Annotated in this window: 21 protein-coding genes; 15 read left to right on the plus strand and 6 right to left on the minus strand. The window is 33.0% G+C overall.

The window, feature by feature from the left end:
* Positions 1 to 36: 36 nt before the first annotated feature.
* The 11 genes from IEV77_RS01685 (at position 37) to IEV77_RS01735 (ending at position 11,266) form a co-directional block, all read left to right on the plus strand.
* On the plus strand, positions 37 to 975 hold the full coding sequence (locus IEV77_RS01685; protein WP_188461219.1) for a bifunctional riboflavin kinase/FAD synthetase: 939 nt from the start codon (positions 37 to 39) through the stop codon (positions 973 to 975).
* Entirely contained in the window at positions 965 to 2,275 is a 1,311-nt protein-coding gene (locus IEV77_RS01690; protein WP_188461221.1) for an HTTM domain-containing protein, read from the plus strand. Before IEV77_RS01685 ends, IEV77_RS01690 begins: the two co-directional genes overlap by 11 nt.
* A gap of 82 nt (positions 2,276 to 2,357) precedes the next feature.
* The gene (serS, locus tag IEV77_RS01695) at positions 2,358 to 3,629 is read left to right on the plus strand and encodes a serine--tRNA ligase (protein ID WP_188461223.1); all 1,272 of its coding nucleotides are present in this window, start codon (positions 2,358 to 2,360) and stop codon (positions 3,627 to 3,629) included.
* Between the two features lie 538 nt (positions 3,630 to 4,167).
* Complete coding sequence (locus IEV77_RS01700; protein WP_188461225.1) at positions 4,168 to 5,943, plus strand: tetratricopeptide repeat protein; 1,776 nt, start codon at positions 4,168 to 4,170, stop codon at positions 5,941 to 5,943.
* Positions 5,944 to 6,156: 213 nt separating this feature from the next.
* A complete protein-coding gene (locus IEV77_RS01705) occupies positions 6,157 to 6,669 on the plus strand; it encodes a GNAT family N-acetyltransferase (RefSeq protein WP_188461227.1) in 513 nt (170 codons plus the stop codon).
* A gap of 114 nt (positions 6,670 to 6,783) precedes the next feature.
* The gene (locus tag IEV77_RS01710) at positions 6,784 to 7,107 is read left to right on the plus strand and encodes a DUF4286 family protein (protein ID WP_188461229.1); all 324 of its coding nucleotides are present in this window, start codon (positions 6,784 to 6,786) and stop codon (positions 7,105 to 7,107) included.
* Positions 7,108 to 7,125: 18 nt separating this feature from the next.
* Positions 7,126 to 7,917, plus strand: a complete 792-nt coding sequence (gene rsmA / locus IEV77_RS01715) for a 16S rRNA (adenine(1518)-N(6)/adenine(1519)-N(6))-dimethyltransferase RsmA (RefSeq protein ID WP_188461231.1) — start codon at positions 7,126 to 7,128, stop codon at positions 7,915 to 7,917.
* A 41-nt stretch (positions 7,918 to 7,958) separates the two neighbouring features.
* Positions 7,959 to 9,332, plus strand: a complete 1,374-nt coding sequence (gene mgtE, locus IEV77_RS01720) for a magnesium transporter (RefSeq protein WP_188461233.1) — start codon at positions 7,959 to 7,961, stop codon at positions 9,330 to 9,332.
* 2 nt (positions 9,333 to 9,334) lie between these two features.
* On the plus strand, positions 9,335 to 10,270 hold the full coding sequence (locus IEV77_RS01725; protein ID WP_188461236.1) for a 2-hydroxyacid dehydrogenase: 936 nt from the start codon (positions 9,335 to 9,337) through the stop codon (positions 10,268 to 10,270).
* Positions 10,271 to 10,296: 26 nt separating this feature from the next.
* A complete protein-coding gene (locus IEV77_RS01730; protein WP_188461238.1) occupies positions 10,297 to 10,755 on the plus strand; it encodes a DUF1801 domain-containing protein in 459 nt (152 codons plus the stop codon).
* A 124-nt stretch (positions 10,756 to 10,879) separates the two neighbouring features.
* On the plus strand, positions 10,880 to 11,266 hold the full coding sequence (locus tag IEV77_RS01735; protein WP_188461240.1) for a VOC family protein: 387 nt from the start codon (positions 10,880 to 10,882) through the stop codon (positions 11,264 to 11,266).
* A 51-nt stretch (positions 11,267 to 11,317) separates the two neighbouring features.
* Here IEV77_RS01735 and IEV77_RS01740 read toward each other — a convergent pair whose 3' ends face one another.
* From IEV77_RS01740 to IEV77_RS01750, 3 genes are read right to left on the minus strand one after another with little or no spacing between them, the layout of a single operon-like run.
* Positions 11,318 to 13,147: a GNAT family N-acyltransferase gene (locus IEV77_RS01740; RefSeq protein ID WP_188461242.1), complete on the minus strand. Its 1,830-nt coding sequence runs from the start codon at positions 13,145 to 13,147 to the stop codon at positions 11,318 to 11,320.
* A 23-nt stretch (positions 13,148 to 13,170) separates the two neighbouring features.
* Positions 13,171 to 14,421 (minus strand): aspartate kinase, encoded by a 1,251-nt coding sequence (locus tag IEV77_RS01745; protein WP_188461243.1) that lies wholly within the window; start codon positions 14,419 to 14,421, stop codon positions 13,171 to 13,173.
* 29 nt (positions 14,422 to 14,450) lie between these two features.
* Positions 14,451 to 14,933 (minus strand): GNAT family N-acetyltransferase, encoded by a 483-nt coding sequence (locus IEV77_RS01750; RefSeq protein WP_188461245.1) that lies wholly within the window; start codon positions 14,931 to 14,933, stop codon positions 14,451 to 14,453.
* A 122-nt stretch (positions 14,934 to 15,055) separates the two neighbouring features.
* Here IEV77_RS01750 and fbp point away from each other — a divergent pair, with 122 nt between their 5' ends.
* Positions 15,056 to 16,063 (plus strand): class 1 fructose-bisphosphatase, encoded by a 1,008-nt coding sequence (gene fbp, locus IEV77_RS01755; protein WP_188461248.1) that lies wholly within the window; start codon positions 15,056 to 15,058, stop codon positions 16,061 to 16,063.
* A gap of 77 nt (positions 16,064 to 16,140) precedes the next feature.
* Here fbp and IEV77_RS01760 read toward each other — a convergent pair whose 3' ends face one another.
* Positions 16,141 to 16,572 carry a TerB family tellurite resistance protein gene (locus tag IEV77_RS01760; protein ID WP_188461250.1) on the minus strand — a complete coding sequence of 144 codons (432 nt, stop codon included), beginning with the start codon at positions 16,570 to 16,572 and terminating at the stop codon, positions 16,141 to 16,143.
* 179 nt (positions 16,573 to 16,751) lie between these two features.
* Between IEV77_RS01760 and mfd the strand changes: the two genes are divergently transcribed.
* A complete protein-coding gene (gene mfd, locus IEV77_RS01765) occupies positions 16,752 to 20,093 on the plus strand; it encodes a transcription-repair coupling factor (RefSeq protein ID WP_188461252.1) in 3,342 nt (1,113 codons plus the stop codon).
* Here the strand turns inward: mfd and IEV77_RS01770 are convergent.
* Positions 20,090 to 20,455: a YraN family protein gene (locus IEV77_RS01770; protein WP_188462927.1), complete on the minus strand. Its 366-nt coding sequence runs from the start codon at positions 20,453 to 20,455 to the stop codon at positions 20,090 to 20,092. The genes mfd and IEV77_RS01770 overlap by 4 nt on opposite strands.
* A 178-nt stretch (positions 20,456 to 20,633) precedes the next feature.
* Here IEV77_RS01770 and IEV77_RS01775 point away from each other — a divergent pair, with 178 nt between their 5' ends.
* Together IEV77_RS01775 and IEV77_RS01780 are read left to right on the plus strand one after the other, a co-directional pair.
* Positions 20,634 to 20,930 carry a TFIIB-type zinc ribbon-containing protein gene (locus IEV77_RS01775; protein ID WP_188461254.1) on the plus strand — a complete coding sequence of 99 codons (297 nt, stop codon included), beginning with the start codon at positions 20,634 to 20,636 and terminating at the stop codon, positions 20,928 to 20,930.
* Positions 20,931 to 21,526: 596 nt separating this feature from the next.
* The gene (locus IEV77_RS01780; RefSeq protein WP_229736554.1) at positions 21,527 to 23,338 is read left to right on the plus strand and encodes a chloride channel protein; all 1,812 of its coding nucleotides are present in this window, start codon (positions 21,527 to 21,529) and stop codon (positions 23,336 to 23,338) included.
* A gap of 1 nt (position 23,339) precedes the next feature.
* Here IEV77_RS01780 and IEV77_RS01785 read toward each other — a convergent pair whose 3' ends face one another.
* Positions 23,340 to 24,356, minus strand: a complete 1,017-nt coding sequence (locus tag IEV77_RS01785; protein ID WP_188461256.1) for a S66 peptidase family protein — start codon at positions 24,354 to 24,356, stop codon at positions 23,340 to 23,342.
* Positions 24,357 to 24,389 lie beyond the last annotated feature (33 nt).

Raw genomic sequence — 24,389 nt, forward strand, 5'->3', positions numbered from 1 at the left:
ATCCTCTTTTTTTATTTTTGAACAAATTATTCAACCTTGAAAATTTATAAGTCACTTCAACTAGATTTTAACTTTAATACCGTTGTAACCATCGGTACATTTGATGGGGTTCATATTGGACATCAAAAAATCATTGAACGCTTAGTTCAAACGGCTAAAAAAAGCCAGTTAAAATCTGTTGTCTTAACGTTTTTTCCGCATCCAAGAATGGTTTTACAAAAGGATGCCAACATCAAACTTATTAATACCATAGACGAACGTAGCCTTATTTTAGAGCAACTTGGTTTAGACGTATTAGTTATTAAAAAATTCACTAAAGAATTTTCTCGTTTAACTGCTGAAGAATTTGTTGCTGAAGTTTTAGTAAAACAACTTCGCATTAAAAAAATAATAATTGGTTACGATCATCATTTTGGAAGAAATAGATCTGCCAACATAGACGACTTAAAAGCATTCGGGAAAATTTACGATTTTGAAGTTGAAGAAATTTCGGCTCAAGATATCAACGAAGTTTCAGTTAGTTCAACAAAAATTAGAAACGCCTTAGTGGCAGGCGATATTAAAATAGCAACTAAATATTTAGGCTCTCCTTTTATGCTTTCAGGCGTAGTTGTAAAAGGAAAAGGTCTAGGAAATACCATAGGTTTTCCAACAGCTAATTTGCATGTTGAAGAAAGCTACAAACTCATTCCAAAACAAGGTGTTTATATAGTTAAAACAACTATTGACAATGAAATCGTTTATGGCATGATGAATATTGGCTTCAACCCAACCATAAATTCTAACAACGAACAATCCATAGAAATCCATTTTTTTAATTTCAATCAGTCTATCTACAACAAACTTTTAGTTGTAGAATTGTTGGATCGTTTTAGAGACGAGCAGAAATTTGATTCTGTTGAAGCTTTAAAAATACAACTTCAAAAAGATAAAGAGACATCTTTAAAATATATAGAAAAGTTCCATGCTAAATAAACTCCTCTTTAAACATGTAGATAATAGTTCTTTAATAATTTTTAGAATTATTTTTGGGTTGCTATGTTTTTTAGAGTCTGTTGGAGCCATTATTACTGGTTGGATTAAAAGAACGCTTATCGATCCAGAGTTCACTTTTTCTTTTATTGGTTTCGAATGGCTACAACCACTTCCTGGTAACGGAATGTATATTTATTACTCGCTAATGGGTGTTTTTGCTTTACTAATTATGGTAGGTTACAAGTACCGTTTTAGCGCCATTATGTTTACCATTATGTGGGCTGGCACGTATTTTATGCAAAAAGCATCGTACAACAACCATTACTATTTATTGATTCTGCTTAGTGCCATCATGGTCTTTCAACCAGCAAACGCGTATTTTTCCCTAGATGCAAAAAACAACCCAAACATCAAGAAATTATCTATGCCAAATTGGTGTCGTTTGGTGTTTATTTTACAAATGCTAATTGTTTATACTTACGGTTCCATTGCTAAAATGTATCCAGATTGGTTAGACACCACATTCATAGAGATATTAATGAAAAGAAAGGAACATTACTTTCTTGTTGGCGACTTGCTTCAACAAAAATGGGCACACTATTTTCTAGCTTATGGAGGCCTTTTGTTCGACGGCTTGATTATTCCTTTATTACTTTATAAACCAACCAGAAAATGGGCTTTTTTTGTAGGCATATTTTTTCATCTATTTAACTCTTTCGTTTTTCAGGTTGGAATATTTCCATACCTATCGTTAGCTTTTGCTCTTTTCTTTTTTGAGCCAAAGACCATTCATAATATATTTTTAAAAAGGAAGCCCTTTTATAGTAAAAATGAAGTACTTATTCCTTCATATAGAAATGGGTTGTTAACCGTTTTTTCAATCTATTTTATAATCCAAATAGCACTTCCACTAAGACATTATTTTATTCAAGACAATGTTCTTTGGACCGAAGAAGGCCACAGACTATCATGGCGAATGATGTTGCGCTCCAAACAAGGTCATGCCAATTACAAGGTAGTTAATAAAAAAACCTTAAAATCTACCAACATTAAATTACATGATTATTTAAGTAACAAACAAGTTCATTTGGCCTCTACGAAACCAGATGTTATTTGGCAATTTTCGCAACGCTTAAAGGAAATTTATGCTGAAAAAGGCGAGGATATTTCTGTTTATGTAGATTGTAAAATAGGCATTAACGGAAGTCCTTACAAGCAACTTGTTGATCCAACTGTCGATTTAACAACGGTACCTTGGAACATTTTTAAACATAGTGAATGGCTTTTACCTTCCCAATAAAAAACATCTAGTAATTAAACTCCCTTTCTAGGATTAAATTTCTTGGCAATTCATTAAATTTGTGGCTTAAATTTCACAAACCATGTTACAAGTACCATTTATTAAAGAGAATAAAGAAACCGTTATAAAACAATTGGCTGTTAGAAATATCGATGCAACCAAAATGATTGAAGACGTTATTTCTTTAGATGAAGACAGACGTCAAACGCAAACCCTTTTAGACAATGGCTTGGCAGAAGCCAATACCTTGTCCAAAGAAATTGGTGACTTGTACAAATCTGGGAAAGCAGCAGAAGCCAATGCTTTAAAAGAAAAAACAACAGAGCTTAAAGAAACTACTAAAAACTTAACCGAAAGGCTTAACGACATTGTAGAAGCTTTAAACAATTTGTTATATAAAATACCAAACGTACCTCATGCTTCTGTTCCAAAAGGTTCTACTGAAGAAGACAATGAAGAAATTTTCAGAGAAGGAGACATTCCTGTGCTACATAGTGAAGCGCTTCCTCATTGGGAATTGGCTAAAAAATACGATATTATAGATTTCGAACTTGGTAATAAAATTACTGGAGCTGGATTTCCTGTTTACAAAGGAAAAGGCGCTAGATTACAACGTGCTTTAATTGCCTATTTCCTTGATAAAAACACAGAGGCTGGTTATACGGAATATCAGTTGCCACTTTTAGTAAATGAAGCTTCTGGTTTTGGAACTGGACAACTTCCAGATAAAGAAGGGCAAATGTATCATGTTACAGAAGATAACCTGTATTTAATTCCAACTGCTGAAGTTCCTGGAACCAATATTTTTAGAGATGTTATTCTAAATGAATCTGAACTACCAATAGGAATAACCGGTTACACACCTTGTTTTAGACGTGAAGCTGGAAGTTATGGGGCTCATGTTAGAGGTTTAAACAGATTACACCAATTTGATAAAGTTGAAATATTACGTGTAGAACATCCTTCTCGTTCTTATCAAGCTTTAGATGAGATGGTAGCACATGTAAAAACGCTTTTAATAGACTTAAAACTGCCTTACAGAATTTTAAGACTTTGTGGTGCGGATATTGGGTTTACTTCTGCCCTAACCTACGATTTTGAAGTGTTTTCAACAGCACAAGATAGATGGTTAGAAATTTCATCTGTTTCTAATTTTGAAACCTTTCAAGCAAACAGATTGAAGCTTCGTTTTAAAAATGCTGAAGGTAAAAACGAACTAGCTCATACATTAAACGGAAGTTCACTTGCCTTACCAAGAGTTCTTGCTGGCATTTTAGAGAATTATCAAACTAAAGATGGGATTGTTATTCCTGATGTTTTAGTGCCATATACCGGCTTTAAAATAATTGATTAAATTTGTAAGAATATTCTTATTTTACCGACAAAACGCTAAAAAACAACGTTGTTCAACGATTTTTTAGCGTTTTTCTTTGTTAATTAAATTATTTTTCACAAGTTAGTAGTCCCAAACCTAAAACCTACTTATTATGAAAAATGTAGTACGTATTTTTCTGTTGATTGCCTTAGTTTTTTTGGCTAGTAAAGTTTTGTTTTCAGATTTTCATATAGCAAAATCTGAAAGCAACAAGATTACTATAGTCTCGACTAAGTAATTACAAAAGTTTGATTTGGTAATTGTTATTGCCCCAATCGAGTATTTGAATCATGTTAAGTAAACAAGATTAATAGCACATTTAGTTTGGTTGGTAAAATGTCTGAAGTTTCTTCAGGCATTTTTTTATACTCAAAATTTAAATATTTAAAACCTTATAAAAAGTAGAAGCGCCTCTCTTTTTGAATAAAATGAGACCCCAAACACTATCTATCACAAAATTTTAAGAATCGTACAATATCTAAAAATCACATTTGTTATATTTACACAAAGTAATATTATGAGGTTTCTATTTTTAATATGTTTCTGTTTTTGTTTCAATGTGTTTTCGCAAGAAGACCTTGTAGCATCAGAATATTTTAAAAATGGGGAATTCGAAAAAGCGGCATTATCTTATAAAAGATTACACGACAAATCCCCAAACAACAATAATTATCTACTTCAATTAGTAAAAACTTATCAGCAATTAGAAAATTATCAAGAGGCTGAAACCTTACTTTTAGACCAGATTACCAAAGTTAATTATCCACCATTAACAATAGAATTGGGTTATAACTATCAGCTACAAAACGACCTTATTAATGCCGAAAAAAATTATAATATAGCCTTAGAAACTATAGATCAAAATCCGAATTTTGTTTTTGTAATAGGAAAAGCCTTCGAAGACAGATCCTTATTAGAGCAAGCTATTGTAGCTTATGAAAAAGGTATAATCCTAAAACCGGATCAAAATTTCAATTTTCTATTGGCTCGTATTTATGGAGAACAAGGCAAAGTTGAAAAAATGTTTGAAAGTTATTTGAATTTTGTAGAAATTAACGACACCTATTTAAATACCATTAAACGTGCTTTTAGTGAATTTATAAGTGAAAATAATGATAACGAAAATAATATTATCTTAAAACGTCTTCTTCTTAAGAAGATTCAAATCGATCAAAATTTACTTTGGAACGAAATGTTAAGTTGGTTATTTGTGCAACAAAAAGATTTTAACAAAGCCTTCACTCAAGAAAAAGCCATTTTCTTCAGACAGCCAGAAACTTTGGATAGAATTGAGGAGTTAGGGAATATTGCTATTAACGATAAAGAATTTGAAATAGCTTTAGATATTTTTACTTATTTAGGAGAAACCGCCCAAGATTTGGACACCAAATTAGATGCTTATTATCACGTAATTAACATAAAAACACAAATTGCAACACCTGCAGAGTACAAGAATATTTTAAAAGAATACGACCTTGTTTTTGATACCTATGGCAAGCAAACACAAACCTTGCCTCTTCAAATTGCCTACGCCCATTTTTTAGCTTTTTATATACACGATTCCCCAAATGCGATTACTGTTTTAAAGAAAAGTTTAGAATTACCTCTCAATTCCTTTCAGGAAGCGGGTGTTAAAATGGAACTTGGAGATATTTTAGTTTTGCAGGAAAATTTTAATGAAGCTTTAATTTACTATACTCAAGTACAACGCAATTTAAAAAACAGCACTTTGGCCCAAGAAGCACGTTTTAAAGTGGCAAAAACAAGTTATTATAAAGGCGATTTCAAATGGGCAGAATCGCAACTTAAAATTTTAAAATCGTCTACATCACAATTAATTGCCAACGATGCGCTGGAACTTATGTTACTTATAACAGATAACAAATATGAAGATTCCACACAAACAGCCTTAAATCTTTATGCCAAAGCAGATTTAATGGCCTTTCAAAATAACACAAACGAAGCTATAGAACTTTTAGATGTTATCTTAAACGAACACAAAGGAAAAACGATAGAAGATCAAGCTTTATTTAAACAAGCACAATTATTCGATTTAAAAAAGGAATATCATAAAGCTGAAGCTAATTACCAATCCATCATTACTAATTTTAGCGATGATATTCTGGCAGACGATGCTTATTTTTACTTAGCCGAACTCTACCGAACTAAGCTAAATGAGCCAGAAAAAGCTCAGGATTTGTACGAGAAAATCATCTTTAACTACCAAGACAGCATCTATTTTGTTGACGCTAGAAATAATTTTAGGCTCCTTCGTGGTGATGCAATAAATTAGGTTTGAGGTAAGATAGATCTTAAAATGAAAGACGGAGTTTCACAAAAAAAATATTTCAATTTTAAAACAAACCCAAATTTCGCTAGAATCTCCTGCAAGGTTTTATAAACCTTGTAGGTATTTATATATTGAATAACACAAAGCAATTGCCAAACATCAGAAAATAAATTGTTTTCAAAGCTAAATACAATTTCTATATTAAATCATTCTTTAATGAAAATAGCAGAAACCAACAGACTAATTATCTCCAAATTCACATTAAGTGATGCGCCGTTTTTCTTGGAACTAGTAAATACGCCTAATTGGTTAAAGTATATTGGAGAACGCAATATAAAAACCATTGCTCAAGCTGAAGAAGCTCTAAAAAATGGCCACCTTAAAAGCTATGAAAACAATGGTTTTGGCTTTTACAAACTACTACTTAAGGAAGAAAAAAATAAAATAGTTGGTACTTGTGGCCTTATAAAAAGAGAGACCTTAGATGATGTTGATATTGGTTTTGCCATGTTACCAGAATACGAAGGCAAGGGTTTTGGCTTTGAATCATCCGACGCCATTTTAAAACTAGCAAAAGAGACCTTCAACCTAGATAAAATAGTAGCCATAACCTTACCAACTAATACCAATTCCATAAAGTTATTAGAAAAATTAGGCTTAACTTATGAAAAAAGGGTGAAACCTTTTGAAGATGACGAAGAACTGCTGTTATTTGCAAAAGATTTATAATATAAATTAAATTTCAAAGATCATATTCCAAGTTATAGTTAAAACCCTTTTGGAATTTAGTTTTTTGGGGTTTGGAATTTGCAGAAACAACTTTAGGCACTTATAACTTAAGAAATGATTATATACAACGTAACGGTAAACTTAGAAGAAAGCATCCATGAAGAATGGCTTTCATGGATTAAAGAACACATTCCATTAATGTTGGCGACAGGAAAATTTACTGAAGCAAAATTAACTCGTGTTTTGGTAGATGAAAAGATAGAAGGTTTCACCTATTCCATTCAATATAGAGCAAAATCTAGAGAAGATTTAGATGCTTATTACCAGGATCATGCAAATCATTTAAGGCAAGATGGTTTAAAACGTTTTGCTGACAAAGTGTTAGCTTTTAGAACCGAGTTGGAAATTATTGACGAATATTCCGTGACTATCAACTAATTATAAAAAAGAACTATTGTGTCTAAAGACCATCAAGTAAAAGCAAAAAAAAAATTAGGACAACATTTCTTAAACGACGAGTCCATAGCTGAACAAATAACAAACAGTTTGTCGTTTAAAGGCTACAAGCACGTGCTGGAAATAGGTCCAGGAATGGGAGTTTTAACAAAATACCTCCTTAAAAAGGAAACCACAACACATGTTATAGAAATAGACCCCGAATCTGTAGAATATTTAAAAAACAACTATTTAAATTTAGCAGATCGGGTTATTGAACAAGATTTTCTAAAATACGATTTAAACGAAGTTTTCAATAACGAACCCTTCGCCATTATAGGAAATTTTCCTTATAATATTTCCACACAAATTGTATTCAAAACCTTAGAAATGCGCGACCAGATTCCTGAATTTGCTGGCATGTTTCAAAAGGAAGTTGCACAACGTATTTGTTCAAAAGAAGGCAGTAAGGTTTATGGCATTCTTTCAGTTTTAACACAAGCTTTTTACGACGCCGAATATTTATTTACGGTTCCTCCAAGTGTTTTTAATCCACCACCTAAAGTAGAATCTGGAGTGTTGCGATTAAAACGAAAAGAAAATCAGACACTTGATTGTAACGAAGCCATGCTTTTTAAGGTCGTAAAAACAGGGTTTCAACAACGTAGAAAGACCCTACGTAATAGTTTAAAATCTTTCAATTTATCAGATAATTTAAAAGCAAATACTATCTTTGATAAACGTCCAGAACAACTAAATGTGCAAGAGTTTATAGCCCTTACGCAATTAATTGATAATGATATTAATGAATAAAATCTTTGTCATTTCGACTGAGTGAAACGAAGATAAACCTCATGGCTGAAGAAAAAGAAAACATACAATTCGAATTAACAGATGAACTTATAAAACAAGTAGAAAAACTTATCGAAGTTAAAAACGATAAGGAACTTCATATCTTGTTAAATGAGTTTCATTACGCGGATATAGCTGAAATATTAGATGAATTAAATCTAGAAGAAGCGGTCTATGTTATCAAGTTATTAGATTCGGAAACTACTTCAGACATCTTAATGGAACTCGATGAAGACACTCGAGAAAGGATATTAAGAAACTTGTCCGCCAAAGAAATTGCTGACGAAATTGAAGAGCTAGACACAGATGATGCCGCAGATATTATTGCGGAATTACCACAAGAACGTCAAGCTGAAGTTATTTCTCAAATTGAAGATGAAGAACACAAAGCAGAAATTACCGAACTTTTAGGTTATGATGAAGATTCTGCTGGTGGATTAATGGCGAAAGAGCTTGTAAAGGTTTATGAAACCTGGACAGTTGCTGGTTGCATGCGTAGAATTAGAGGACAAGCAAAAGATGTTACTAGAGTTCATTCCATTTATGTGGTTGACAAAAAAAATAGGCTGATTGGCCGTCTCTCTTTAAAAGATTTAATTGTTGCCAAAAGCGATCAAAAAATAGCAGAAATTTCTAACTCCAATGTAGATTCTGTAAATGTTCATGACCAAGCCGAAGAAGTGGTTAGAGTCATGCAAAAATACGATTTAGAAGCTATTCCTGTTGTTGATGATAACCAAATCCTTTTAGGAAGAATTACCATTGATGACATTGTAGATGTTATGAAAGAAGAGGCGGAAAAAGATTACCAACTTGCCGCAGGTATTACAAGAGACGTTGAAGCAGATGATAGTATCTGGGAGTTAACCATTGCACGACTCCCTTGGCTATTAATTGGTATGTTTGGAGGTTTAGGTGCCGCAAGTATTATAGAACACTTTAATGGAGAAATGGGAGACTTTATAGTCCTTCTTAGTTTTGTTCCATTAATTCAAGCAACTGCAGGAAACGTTGGTGTACAGTCATCAGCCATTGTGGTTCAAGGGTTAGCAAACGACACGATAGATGGCAATATTTTAAAACGACTTTTAAAAGAATTTATATTAGGCTTAGTCAATGGTGTTGCAATTGCTTTGATAGGTTTAGCCATAACGCATTTTGTTTTTGGAACGCCTTATATTGTTTCCATAACCATAGCTCTTGCCTTGGTAGCAGTAATTGTAATGGCCGCATTAATTGGTACATTCATTCCCATATTTTTAGATAAAAGAGGAATAGATCCAGCAGTTGCCACGGGACCTTTTATAACCACGAGCAATGATGTTTTTGGAATCTTAATCTACTTTTTAATAGCAAAATTCATTTTAGGTTTTTAATTATGAAAGTCCTCCATCTCGATACCAATCATTCACTTTTAATTAAGCAGTTAAATGCTTTAGGATATCAGAATGACGAAGATTATAATTCGTCTAAAGCTGAAATTGAAGCTAAAATCGCAGCATATGATGGTCTTATTATTAGAAGTCGTTTTGCTATAGACAAACAATTTTTAGACGCTGCAAAAAACCTGAAATTTATAGGAAGAGTCGGTGCAGGATTAGAAAATATTGATTGTGAAGAAGCCGAAAACCAAGACATTTATTTAATTTCTGCTCCAGAAGGCAATAGAAATGCCGTTGGCGAACATAGCTTGGCCATGCTTCTTTCCTTATTTAATAAACTAAAGAAGGCGAACCAAGAAGTTAGTGAAGGCAAATGGTTACGTGAAGATAATCGAGGTATCGAATTAGACGGGAAAACCGTTGGAATTATTGGTTACGGAAACATGGGGAAAGCCTTTGCTAAAAAATTGAGTGGTTTTGAGGTTGATGTCCTCTGCTACGATTTAAAACCCAATGTAGGCGACAAAAATGCAGAACAAGTTGCATTAGACGTATTATATCAAGAAGCAGATGTTATTAGTTTACATACTCCAGAAACCCTCTTAACACGTAATATGATAAACATGGAGTTTATTAATAATTTCGTTAAACCCTTTTGGTTTATAAATACTGCTCGTGGTAAAAGTGTGGTTACAAAAGATTTGGTTTCGGCTTTAAAATCTGGGAAAATATTAGGCGCAGGATTAGATGTCTTAGAATATGAAAAAGCGTCTTTTGAAGATATGTTTACTTCAACCATGCCAGAACCTTTTCAATATTTAATAAAAGCCAACAATGTTATTCTAACGCCTCATGTTGCTGGTTGGACAGTTGAAAGCAAAGAAAAATTAGCACAAACCATTGTCGATAAGATTAAAGAAAAATTTTGTTAACTTTATAACATAAAGAATAACAAAACATGCAATACCAAGCGAATTCTCCAGAAGACTATATTAATCAAGTTCCTGAAGAACGAAAAGTAGCTCTAAATAAACTCAGAAAAATAATTAATGACAACCTTCCAAAAGGTTTTGAGGAAGGCATTCAATACGGTATGATTGGTTATTATGTGCCACATTCTGTATATCTAGAAGGGTATCATTGCGATCCAAAAACGCCATTGCCTTTTATGGGTTTCGCTTCACAGAAAAACTCTGTTAATCTTTATCATAGTGGTATTTATGCAAATCCTGAAATTCACGATTGGTTTGTTGCCGAGTTTCCAAAACATAGTAAACGGAAACTGGACATGGGAAAAAGCTGTGTGAGATTCAAAATATTGGAAGACATTCCCTTTGAGCTTATTGGAGAGCTCTGTAGAAAAATGACGGTGGTTGAATGGATTCAGATTTATGAGAAAAATATAAAGAACAAATAATAAAGTAATTATTTCAGGAATTAACATCAAGTTGTATTCTATAATTATTCGTTTATTGGTGGTAAAAAAACATGATTTAATTGAATAAGATTCCCTTCTTCAAGGGAATGAAAAAATATTTTATATGAAAAAACGCGTTACAGGAATTGGAGGTTTATTCTTTAAAACCGAAGATCCAATAGCCTCAAAAGATTGGTATAAAAAACATCTAGGATTCAACACAGACGATTATGGTTGTACCTTTTGGTGGAAAGACAAAGATGGGAAAGATTGCTCCACCCAATGGAGTCCTTTTGCTGAAGACACCAAACATTTTGAGCCTTCAAAAAGAGATTTTATGTTTAATTATCGTGTGGAAAATTTAAAGGAGTTATTAGCTGTTTTAAAAGATGAAGGCGTTACCATTGTAGGTGACATGGAAGAATACGACTATGGCAAATTTGGCTGGATTTTAGACAACGACGGAAATAAAATAGAACTTTGGGAACCTGTTGACAAGGCCTTTTTATAATATTCAAATCTAAATATTAAAAAGCCTAGAATTCATTCCGAAATAAAAATGTTAAGAATCGTTTTGCTCTGAAAGCTTCTGCTCTAATTCGGCTTGAAACTCTTCCATTACTGGTCTTACCGTACTTTCTGGCAAGTCGGCTATTTTGATGTACATCAATCCATCTACAGCGTTATTAAATAACGGATCGACATTAAAAGCAACCAATCTAGCATTTTGCTTAATGTATTTTTTAAGCAACACTGGCAAGCGTAAAGCTCCTGGCTCTACCTCATCGATAATTTTATCGAACTTGTTTAAATCGGCTTCAGTTTCATCAAAAACAAAATCTTTATCAGCATCTTTCAGCTTCACCTTAAATTCTTTTTTAGGATGCACATATTGCGCGATATAAGGGTCGTAATAATGAGATTTCATAAACTCAATCATAAGCGACTTAGAAAAATTAGTAAACTGGTTACTAATACTAACACCTCCAATTAAAAATTTATGATCTGGATAACGCAAAGTAGTATGAACGATACCTTTCCAAAGCAGAAATAAAGGCATGGGTTTTTGCTGGTATTCTTTAATAATGAAAGCACGCCCCAATTCTATGGATTCGCTCATCATTTTGTACAATTCTGGTTCAAACCTAAAAAGATCTTGAAGGTAGAAACCATCAATACCATATTTCGAAAATATTTCGGAACCTAAACCCATTCTATATGCCCCAGCCACAACGCCTTGTTCACTATCCCAAAGAAACATGTGGTGGTAATAAGTGTCAAAGGTGTCCAAATCTATAGCTTCATTTGTACCTTCTCCAATTTCTCTAAAAGTAATTTCACGCAATCTTCCTATTTCTCTTAAGATGTTTGGAATCTCTTTTGAAGTTGCTAAAAACACTTCATAATTTTTACTTTGTAACAGTCGAAAATCCCCAGTTCTTAAAGCTTCAACTTCTTTATTCATAATCTCCTTAGAGATTGGAGTTACAATACGTTTAGGTGGTTTTGGAACTTTTAATGATGTTGAAAAAGTACTTAATAAATTCCCTTTTTCATCGAAAGAATTAGAAAGCATGTATGTTTTCTTTCTTATAAATTCCGAAAATTCTTCAAGACTATGATGTTCTTTCTGGTCGGCAACAGAGATTGGCTTTCCTATCCTTACCTTAATAATTCGTCGTTTTTGAGTTAACAACTCCGAAGGTAATTTAGCGGTTCTAAACTTATCACTTATCCGGGAGAGCTTATAAAACAAAGAACTATTTTTCGCATGAAAATAAATAGGAACAACAGGAACTTCTGCGTTTCTAATAAGTTTCATAGCAGGAACCTCCCATGGCTTATCTACCAAAAGTTTCCCGTCCTTATATGTTGAAACCTCTCCCGCTGGGAACACACCAAGAGGATGACCATCTTTTAAATGTTTTATGGCATTTTTAAAACCTACAACACTAGATTTCACTTCCTTTCTATCTTCAAAAGGATTAACCGGCAAGAAGTAAGGTTTTAATGGCTCTATTCTACTAAGAAGAAAATTAGCCAAAATTTTAAAATCTTCTCTTTGTTCCAGCATTAATTTTAAAAGTAAAACTCCATCAATACCTCCAAGCGGATGATTAGAGACCGTAATATAAGGGCCACTTTTTGGTAATCGCTTTAAATCTTCTTCAGGAATTTCAAATTTAATTTCAAATTCACTTAAAATGCTATTTATAAAATCCTCATTTTTAAGATGCTTATTTCGGTTATAAATAGTGTTAAGTGTGGACAATTTTAATACTTTCATAAGAATCCATCCAATAAAAGTTCCTACAAATCCATAGGAATCTATTTGTATGGCTTTAGCCACTTCTTTGGCAGAAACTAATTCTGTATCTTTTTGCTTGGTCATGAATACAAATGTAATGAAAATGTTTATTTAGTAACTATTTGCATGGTTTCCTGCGTTAATTGCTTAAGCAACACAGTTTTACCCATTTCTAGCTGTTTTATTGCAGCTTCATTATAATGTCTAATGGTGTATAACGACACATTATCGATACAAGTTACTTTGAATTTTGCTTTTAAATGCTGTAATAATTTATCTAAATTTTGATACATATTATCCACACAAACCGAAAAACTAATGGCCGAATTTTGAATTACATGCACTTTCATTTTATATAAGTGTAGTAATTTAAAAATCTCACTAATATTATCTTCTACGATATATGAAAAATCTAAAGAAGACAACGAAATAAGCACTTGGTTTTTCTTAACTATAAAACAAGGAATATGTGGGTCTAGCCCAAATTCTTTACAAACCATAGTCCCTGTGTTTTCTGGTTCTAAAAAAGATTTTACATACAAAGGAATCTCTTTACGTTGTAAAGGTTGTAATGTTTTTGGATGAATAACAGAAGCCCCATAAAAAGCCAACTCAATAGCTTCTCGATAAGATATTTTATGAAGTAATTGGGCATTTTCAAAATAACGTGGATCTGCGTTTAAAACACCAGGCACATCTTTCCAAATAGTAACACTTTCTGCATTTAAAGAATATGCAAAAATAGCGGCTGTATAGTCACTTCCTTCACGACCTAAAGTGGTTGTAAAATTATTGGAATCGCTTCCCAAAAAACCTTGGGTAATATTTAATTGATTTCTATTAAAACCTTTAGAGATACGTTCTTGAGTTTCTTCCCAATTAACATGAGCGCTCCTATAATACGTATCCGTTTTTATAAACTCCCTAACATCCAACCACTGATTTTTCAAGCCAACCTCGTTAAGATATTCGCTAATAATAGTTGTAGAAATCAACTCGCCATAACCTATAACTTGATCGTATACAAAATTATAATCTGGCGATTTATTTATTTCCAAAAACGCTTTTAGTTCGTTAATTAAATGGGCTATCTTTTTAAAGACTTCATGATGTTCATTGTCAAACAAATCCATTAAAATAGCATTATGAAACTTTATAACTTCTTGAATAGAACTTTGTAGTTCGCCTTTGGTATTAAAATAATTATTGATAACCTCCTCCAGAGCATTGGTTGTTTTTCCCATGGCAGAAACCACTATCAATGTATTCTTATAACCAGTTCTATTTAAAACTCTTATTAAGTTTTTTACTCCTTTTGCATCTTTTACAGATGCACCTCCAAATTTAAATACTTGCATATTTATTTCCCATGCAAATGGGAATCTTTTTAATTAATATTTGATAAATATCCTTTAATTCCTTGCTCGTTTAAATGAACCACATCCCAATCTCTCATAACATTGGCTCCTTTTTTCTCGTAAAATGCAATAGCATCTTCATTCCAATCCAGAACATCCCAACATATTCGTTTCACACCTAATTGATTGCCGTACTTCACAACTTCATCCAAAAGCAAAGTGCCTATTTGATTCCCTCTCATCTTCTGGCTTACTACTAAATCTTCTAAATGCAAGACGCTACCTTTCCAAGTTGAATACCGTTTATAAACCAACGCAATCCCTTCTATCTTATTTTCTGCTTCAGCAACAAAACATTGAAATTCGGGATGCTCTTTAAAACCATCACGCTCTAAATCTGCAACGGAAATTTCCACAGCATCGGGTTCTTTCTCGAATATAGCCAGTTCTTTAATTAAATTAAGAACGTTTGCCATGTCTGCCTTTTCTGCCTTCCTTATTGAAATTTTCATATAAAAAATTTGTGATAAAGATAAGTGAAAGATGTTTAACGGCTATGATTAAAATCTTCCGAAAACGTTGTAGTTTATTAAAAAACACGATATTTGCAATTCAATCAACACATTGAAACTTCATGCTAAGAAAAAATAAAACTTTAGGGGAATTTATAATTGAGAATCAAACTTCTTTTAAATACACTTCTGGAGAATTATCCCGACTAATTAACTCTATTCGCTTAGCGGCAAAAGTAGTAAACCACGAGGTAAATAAAGCTGGTCTGGTAGATATTATTGGAGCTGCCGGAGACACCAACATACAAGGTGAAGACCAGCAAAAATTGGACGTTTATGCAAACGAAAAATTTATCCAGACTCTTAAAAACAGAAATATTGTTTGTGGTATTGCTAGTGAAGAGGAAGATAGTTTTATTAGCATCAATAGTCAAGATAAAAACAATCAGAACAAATATGTCGTTTTAATTGATCCGTTGGATGGCTCTTCTAACATTGATGTCAATGTATCTGTTGGATCTATTTTCTCAATATATAGACGTGTCTCTCCTGTAGGAACACCAGTAACTCTAGAAGACTTCCTTCAAAAAGGAAATCAACAAGTTGCCGCTGGATATATTGTTTATGGCACTTCTACCATGTTAGTTTACACTACTGGAGATGGTGTCAACGGGTTTACATTAAATCCGGCAATTGGTACATTTTATTTATCGCATCCAAATATGGAATTTCCTCAAGATGGACATATTTATTCTGTAAACGAAGGAAATTACATTCATTTCCCTAAAGGCATCAAGGATTATATTAAATATTGCCAAATGGAAGAAGAAGATAGACCTTATACGAGTAGATATATTGGGTCTTTAGTTTCAGATTTTCATAGAAACATGATAAAAGGTGGTATTTACTTGTATCCTAAAAGTTCTAAAACTTCAGATGGTAAATTACGTTTATTATATGAATGTAACCCAATGGCATTTTTAGCAGAGCAAGCAAAAGGTAAAGCTAGCGATGGTTTTACTAGAATTATGGATATCGAGCCTACAGAGCTACACCAAAGAGTTCCTTTTATTTGTGGAAGTAAAAATATGGTTGAAAAAGCTGAAGAATTTATGAGAAACGCTCAATAATCAATCTCTTATAGAACATAAAAAAGGCGAGTTGTTTTTTAAACAACTCGCCTTTTTCTTATTTAAGATAGTCAACTCTATCTATTCATCTTTTTTATTTCTTCTGTAAAGGTGTCTAAATCCACACCATTACTAACTAAAGTTAATGCTTTGTCCACAACATACTTCACATTGTCTGGGGTAAAACCTAGACCAACAGCAATCTTTTTAAGGACATCAACTTCATTATCTCCTTTAATATGATCTACATAAACCATTCTAGACAAATCGTATAAACGTTCTAAACGTCTATCATAAGATGTAGGAGGATTGATTGGGTGAGACTGATAGTCTTTTAAGATGATTTTGTATTCATCTTCATTAATATCTAAATTTCGAGCCAAACGATCTAAAAACGCTTTCTCATCATCTGTAATAATTCCATCATCCATAGCTACTCTAACAATAGATGCAAAATGGTCTGAGTTGCGTTGTTTAAATCCGCTATCGAATAAATCTGAAAATGACATATAATCTTATTTTTTTAGTGCTGCAAATATAATCAAAGATACTACCTTTTAAAATATAAAATTGGTTTTTTTAATTGATGAAATCGGGGTCTATTTCAAGAAATAAATTAAACTATTATTAAATACTATGCTTTATATTTGCATTTCTTAGAATCCGAGATTCATAAAAATAAATTGTCTTGAGTAAAACTTTTCTCTCGCAAACATATGCACAGGCTTTGCAAACGCAAAATCTGAAAACTGCTATTGCCAAAACCCAAAGTAAAACGCATTTAAAAGGACTAGTAGGCTCTTCTTTTTCATTTGTTTTAACCGAAACCTTTAAACATGCAGACAAACCTTTTCTTCTAGTTTTTGATGATAAAGAAGAAGCTGCCTTTTACCTGAATGATTTAGAGGTCATGTTAAATGATAAAGATGTCCTTTTTTATCCTGGAAGCTACCGTAGACCTTATCAAATTGAAGAAACAGATAATGCAAACGTGCTTCTTAGGGCTGAAGTTTTAAACCGAATAAATTCTCGTAAAAAACCAGCTATCATAGTTACTTATCCGGATGCCTTATTCGAAAAAGTAGTCACCAGAAAAGAACTTGAGCGAAACACTTTAAAAGTTTCTGTAAGCGACAATTTATCTATCGATTTTGTAAACGAAGTTTTGTTTGAATATAAATTTAAACGTGTAGATTTTGTTACAGAACCTGGCGAATTTTCAGTTCGTGGAGGGATTGTAGATGTTTTTTCATTTAGTCATGATGAACCTTACCGAATAGAATTTTTTGGAGATGAAGTGGATAGTATTAGAACCTTCGATGTAGAAACACAACTTTCTACAGAGCAAATCAAAAAAATAAACATCATTCCTAATGTTGCCAACAAGTTTTTTGAAGAAAGCAGACAAAGTTTTCTAGATTATATGGCTTCCAAAACAGTGGTTTTTACTAAAAATAGCGATTTATTGTTTTCAAGAATCGACGATTTTTTCCAAAAAGCCGTTGAAACTTTCAAAAATTTATCATCAGAATTAAAACATGCCGAACCAGAAGAGTTATTTTGTAATAGCACTTTACTAAAAAAACAACTATTAGATTATACCATTGTTGAATTTGGTACACAAGCATTTTTCAAAAACGATGAGAATGTAATCCAATTTAATACGTCTCCACAACCTTCTTTTAATAAACAATTCAATTTATTAATTGAAAACTTAAATACCAATCACGACAAAGGTTATTCAAATTATATTGCTTGCGCAAGTGAACAACAGGCCAAAAGATTTCATGATATTTTTGAGGATGTAGATCAAACGGTTCATTATAAAACCATTGTTTTGTCTCTTTACCAGGGATTCATAGACAAGGAAAATAAAATAGCCTGCTATACAGACCATCAAATTTTTGAGCGTTACCATAAATTTCATCTTAAAAATGGCTATGCAAAAAAGCAAGCTATAACTTTAAAGGAGTTAACAAACCTTGAAATTGGTGATTATGTAACACACATCGATCATGGTGTTGGGCGTTTTGGAGGATTACAAAAGATAGATGTTGAAGGTAAAAAGCAAGAAGCCATAAAATTGATTTATGGCGAACGCGATATTTTATATTTAAGCATTCATTCGCTTCATAAAATCACCAAGTTTAATGGGAAAGATGGCAAAGCACCTAAAATTTACAAACTAGGGTCTGCTGCTTGGAAAAACCTGAAACAAAAAACCAAATCTAGAGTTAAAGAAATAGCTTTTAACCTGATTAAGGTTTATGCCAAACGCAAACTAGAAAAAGGATATCAATACAACCCAGATAGTTCCATGCAATTGGAATTGGAATCTTCTTTTATATATGAAGATACGCCAGACCAAACTACAGCTACCACAGATATTAAAACAGACATGGAAAGCGAAAGACCCATGGACAGATTGATTTGTGGCGATGTTGGCTTTGGTAAAACAGAAGTAGCTATTCGCGCCGCTTTTAAAGCTGTAGATAATGGAAAACAAGTGGCTGTTTTAGTGCCAACAACTATTTTGGCTTATCAACATTCTAGAACTTTTAAAGAGCGTTTAAAAGATTTCCCAGTTACTGTGGATTATCTTAATCGTTTTAGAACGGCTAAAGAAAAAAGAGAAACCTTAGAGCAGTTGGAAAATGGTAAAGTAGATATCATTATTGGAACCCATCAACTAGTAAATAAAAACGTAAAGTTTAAAGACTTAGGTTTATTAATTGTTGACGAAGAACAAAAGTTTGGTGTTGCCGTAAAAGAAAAACTAAAAACGTTAAAAGACAATGTCGATGTGCTAACGCTAACGGCTACCCCAATTCCAAGAACCCTTCAATTTAGTTTAATGGCCGCAAGAGACATGTCGGTAATTACAACGCCTCCCCCAAATAGATACCCTATTGAAAGTCATGTGATTCGTTTTAGCGAAGAAACCATAAGAGATGCGGTAACCTACGAAATCCAACGTGGAGGCCAGATTTTCTTCATCCATAACCGTATTGAAAACATTAAGGAAGTTGCTGGCATGATTCAACGTTTGGTACCAGATGCCAAAATTGGTATTGGTCATGGACAAATGGAAGGTAAAAAACTTGAAAGCTTAATGCTAGCTTTTATTAATGGCGAATTTGATGTTTTAGTGAGTACAACCATTGTCGAAAGTGGTTTAGATGTGCCAAATGCGAATACCATTTTTATAAATAACGCTAACAATTTCGGACTTAGCGATTTACACCAAATGCGTGGACGTGTTGGGCGAAGCAATAAAAAAGCTTTTTGCTATTTTATTACGCCGGAATACTCTGCCATGACAGATGATGCCAGAAAACGAATTACAGCCTTAGAGCAATTTTCTGAACTTGGAAGCGGGATTAATATTGCTATGAAAGATTTGGAAATTCGTGGGGCTGGAGATTTATTAGGTGGTGAACAAAGTGGTTTTATAAACGATATTGGTTTTGATACGTATCAGAAAATATTAAATGAAGCCATTGAGGAACTAAAAGAAAATGAATTTAAAGATTTATATGAAGACGATGGCAAAGAAAAAGAATATGTAAAAGATATTACCATCGATTCTGATTTCGAATTGCTTTTTCCAGACGATTATGTCAATAATATTTCTGAACGTCTAAATCTTTACACACAACTTAACGGCATGAAAACCGAAGAAGACTTACAAAAGTTCGAATCGGAAATCGTGGATCGTTTTGGCGAGCTTCCAACCCAAGTGGTCGATCTACTAAATAGTGTTCGAATAAAATGGATTGCTACTAAAATGGGATTTGAAAAAGTGATTATGAAGCAAGGCAAGCTTATAGGCTATTTTATAACCGATCAAAAAAGTGGTTTTTATCAAAGTACCGGATTTACAAAGGTGTTACAGTTTGTACAACAGCATCCAGGCGCATGTAAAATGAAAGAAAAACAAACCAGAAATGGTCTCCGATTGTTACTGACTTTCGAGAATATTAAAACCGTAAAACAGGCATTGGCTGTTTTAAAACCTATTATGAATTAAAAATGATAGAAAGCATCTTCGTAATGTGTAAGATCTTCTTTAAATTTATTTTTAATAATAGCAATAATATCGAAACGGGTTTCTAGGGAAATATCATTGTCTATAAGATACGCATCCATAGCTTTTACAAGAAGTTTGATCTTTCCTTGGCTTACAAAACTTTGTGGATCGCCAAAAAAATCAGAATTTCTAGTTTTCACCTCGACACAAACAATACAGTCCCCAGCTTTTGTTTTGGCTATAATATCAACTTCGGCGCGATCATAATAATAATTACGCTCCAAAATTTTATACCCTTTTTTTAAAAGATATTCGGCAGCAAATTGCTCTCCCCATTCTCCAAGTTCGTTATGCTGTGCCATAATTCCTGCGAACGCAGGAATCTTAGCCTGCAAATTAATAAGTTTTAAAAAACCTTGTAAGTAATAAGTTAAAGATAACTATCTCTCACCTTTAAGCAAAAGATAAATGATATTTCAAATTGAAAATGAAATCATCCAATAAGCAGTACTTTTGTAAATTAATTAAAGCGTGTAAAACATGGCTACTATAAAATGTCCTAGTTGTGGTATTTATAATACAGATAATGATTATTGCGAGCACTGTGGAGAGGTATTAAATTATAAAATAAGACGCGAATTAGCCATAAAAAAGGAAAAAGAGGAACGATTAAAACAAGATGCATCCAAAAAAAAGGAACCCTCTTTTTTTGAAAAATATGGTAATCATCGGTTTTTGTTAATTCGTATTATCGCTAAAATCTTCCGTTCTATTTGGCTTGCATTTATGGCTATTGGAATGTTTATTGCTTGGTTAATTTCAGCTGTCGCCGCATGAAAATCCTTAAAAATCACATTTTTTTAAGCTTATGTCTTGTCGCATTGCTTATATATTTAGCAAGTAGATTCTCACTACCACTTCCAACTTGGATATACTTTTATGCAAACGATCTACTCTGCATGCCAATTGTATTAAGCCTTAGTCTTGCCACACTTCGTCTTATAAAAAAAACAGATACCATTTATGTACCATTAAGTATCATTTTTGTTCTAACAGTATACTATGCTATATATTTCGAATGGTTGATGCCAAAAATCAACATGAGATATACAGGAGATCTTATAGATGTGATACTCTATTTTTTAGGAGCTTTCCTATTTTATTTCTTCCACAAAAGATTATTTTGAGATCTTTCTGTTTTAAAAACCTGAAAGATCTAGACTATATTTCTTTTTAAGAACAGAAATTAAATTTCTATTCCTTTTAATGCCTTCCTTTTATTATTTTATCGAAATTTGCATGATATTTTAATGTTGGAGAATGTTTGGTTCTATCAATTTACTACTTTGATTTAAAACACCTTTATTTCCTTTAAGCCTTAAATAGAAATATCACTCATAATGTACAAAATCAAGAAACTATATGTCAGCTTTTTGCAATTCAAAAAAGCTTTTATCAATTACCCATATAGAAAATTTAATTTTGCCGAAATCCTTTTAATCTGGATAAGCGAGCGCCTAACGCGTTCACAATTCCTTATTTTATCGGGCATCTTGGTAGGCTTAACAGCTGGTCTGGGAGGAGTTGTTCTTAAGGTTATTGTACACCATATTCAAGTATTTATTAATACGGAAGTCCCTTTTGAGGAACGAATGTATATATATGCTATTTTTCCTGTAGTGGGAATTACTCTTACCGCTCTAGTAGTCAAGTATTTTTTCAAAGGGGATGAGGATAAAGAGTTATCATTTGTTTTAAAGGACATTTCTCAAAATCAAAGTAAAATTAAACCTTCTAAAATGTATTCGCAAATTATACAAAGTGGAATCACAGTAGGTTTTGGTGGATCTGTAGGTTTAGAATCTCCAATTGCCATTACAGGATCTGCTATAGGTTCTAATTATGCACAACGCTACCGTTTAGGATTTAAGGAAAGAACATTATTGCTAGCTTCTGGTGCTGCCGCAGGTATTGCAGCCGCCTTCAATGCTCCAATTGCAGGTATTATGTTTGCTTTTGAAATATTACTTACAGGGCTGGTTTTTACAGATTTTATTCCGCTTGTTATTGCAGCAATCTGCGGAAGTTTGCTTTCAACAGTTATTTTAGATGAAGATATTCTTTTCAATTTTGAAGCACGTGAAGTGTTTAATCATCTTAATATTTTTTACTATATCATTTTAGGTTTACTAACCGGCCTTTATGCGCGTTATTTTTTAATTGTAGGCCAGAAAGTCCATGAGTTTTTTGACCGTTTTGGCAAACGAGTCATATTAAAAGCCATCGTTGGTGGTAGCTTATTATCTTTGCTATGCGTTGCTTTTCCTCCACTCTTTGGCGAAGGCTATCTCAATATTAAAATTTTGCATCAAGGCAATGCTGTGAATTTAATTCATGAAAGTTTTTTTAAATATTTTGGCGACTCGCAACTTATTATCTTAATTTTCTTGGCATTAGCCACACTTTTAAAAGCTTTTGCAACAAGTATAACCCTTGGTTCCGGTGGGAATGGTGGTAATTTTGCACCCTCACTGGTTGCTGGTGGCTTTTTGGGGTATGCTTTTGGTTTTGCTCTGGAAATGATTGGATTCCAAGACGTACCTGTAACTAATTTAATGCTAGTTGGAATGGCTGGTGTTATGTCTGGAGCTTTATACGCGCCACTAACAGCCATCTTTTTGATTGCTGAAACCAGTAGTGGTTATGATTTATTTATTCCATTAATGACTGTTTCTGTTATTGCTTATGTTGTAAATAGGTTCTTTTCGCCCATAAACCCAGCATATAATAAATTGGCAGCCGAAGGTAAAATTTTCACCACGCGTCAAGATCAAAACATTCTTTCTCAAATCTCATTGAAAGATTGTATAAATCCTGCTTCTTTGGTGTTGCATACTAACGAAAGTATGGATGAAGTAATGCAAAAATTCAGAAATAGCGACCAGAACAGTATGGCTGTTATTAATGACAATAATCAATTCTTAGGTATTTTAAATAGAGAGCACCTTCGTCCGTATCTTTTAGGAAAAAAGCCAGCTGATGAAATAACCGTGAGTCATTTAGCCATTAAACCTTCGTTTATTATCAATCAAACTGATTCTGTTATGGAAGTCACCAAAATGTTTGATGAAGCAGATGTTTGGCAATTACCTTTGTTAGACGAAAATAAAAAGTTTTGCGGTTTCATTAGTCGTTCTAAGATTTTAACCAATTATCGTACTTTGCTAAAAGATTATTCAGAGTAATTTAGTCTTTAAAAATAACCGTTGTTTTATCTTTTGCAACAGTCATCTCAACTTTCCTTCCCAAAATCATTGCGCGATTATCTTTTTCATGTCCTGCTGGCATATTAAAGGCAATTGGGAAATTATAATCTGATAGCGCATCTAAAATAAGTTGCTCTATTGATGTTCCCCAAAGGGTCGTGTTTTTCTTCATTTTACTCATATCACCAACTAAAACACCTGCACAATTATCAAAATATCCAGCTCGTTTTAAACTTTGCAACATTCTATCAATATGGTATTTATACTCCCCTATTTCTTCAATAAATAATATTTTGCCACTGGTATCAATACTAGTTTTAGAACCCAACATGGTGTGTAGCATGGTTAAGTTTCCTCCAACCAAGGGAGCGGTTACTGTTCCAACTCGGTTGTAATTGGATCCCATTAGTGTATACTTTAAGTTTACTCCAAAAATCGCTTCCTTAAATGTTGAAACAGACTCCGAAATATCGTCTAAATTATCTGTTAAACTGGTACTCATTATCGCATGGATGCTCTCAAAACCTTCATTATGAAATTGATTATGCAAGGCAGTAATATCACTATAGCCTATCAGCCATTTCGGATTTTTACTGAACTTTGTAAAATCCAATTTATCTAAAATTCGAACCGTTCCATAACCTCCTCTGGCGCACCAAATAGCACTAATTGTAGGGTCGTCCATCGCTTTTTGAAAATCTTCACAGCGTTCTTCATCTGTTCCAGCAAAATGATTATCCTGACTAAAAACATGTTTTCCAACAACCACATGTAAACCCCAACTTTTAAGCAAGTTTTCAGCTTGTTGAATTTCGCCCGCTTTATTTTTTAGAATTCCTGAGGGTGCCACAATGGCAACCGTATCGCCAGCTTTTAAATATGGAGGTTGTTTCAAAACTTGTGTTTTATATGTTAATGTTTCCTGAGCTGAAAGCGAGGTTTTTCCGAAGAAAAAAACCAGGCAGAGTAAGGATAAAAAAAAGATGTTTTTTGTCATATGGTAAATGTACATTTTTTTTCTAAATCCCTT

Source organism: Xanthomarina arctica, from assembly GCF_014638915.1.
Taxonomy (GTDB): domain Bacteria; phylum Bacteroidota; class Bacteroidia; order Flavobacteriales; family Flavobacteriaceae; genus Xanthomarina; species Xanthomarina arctica.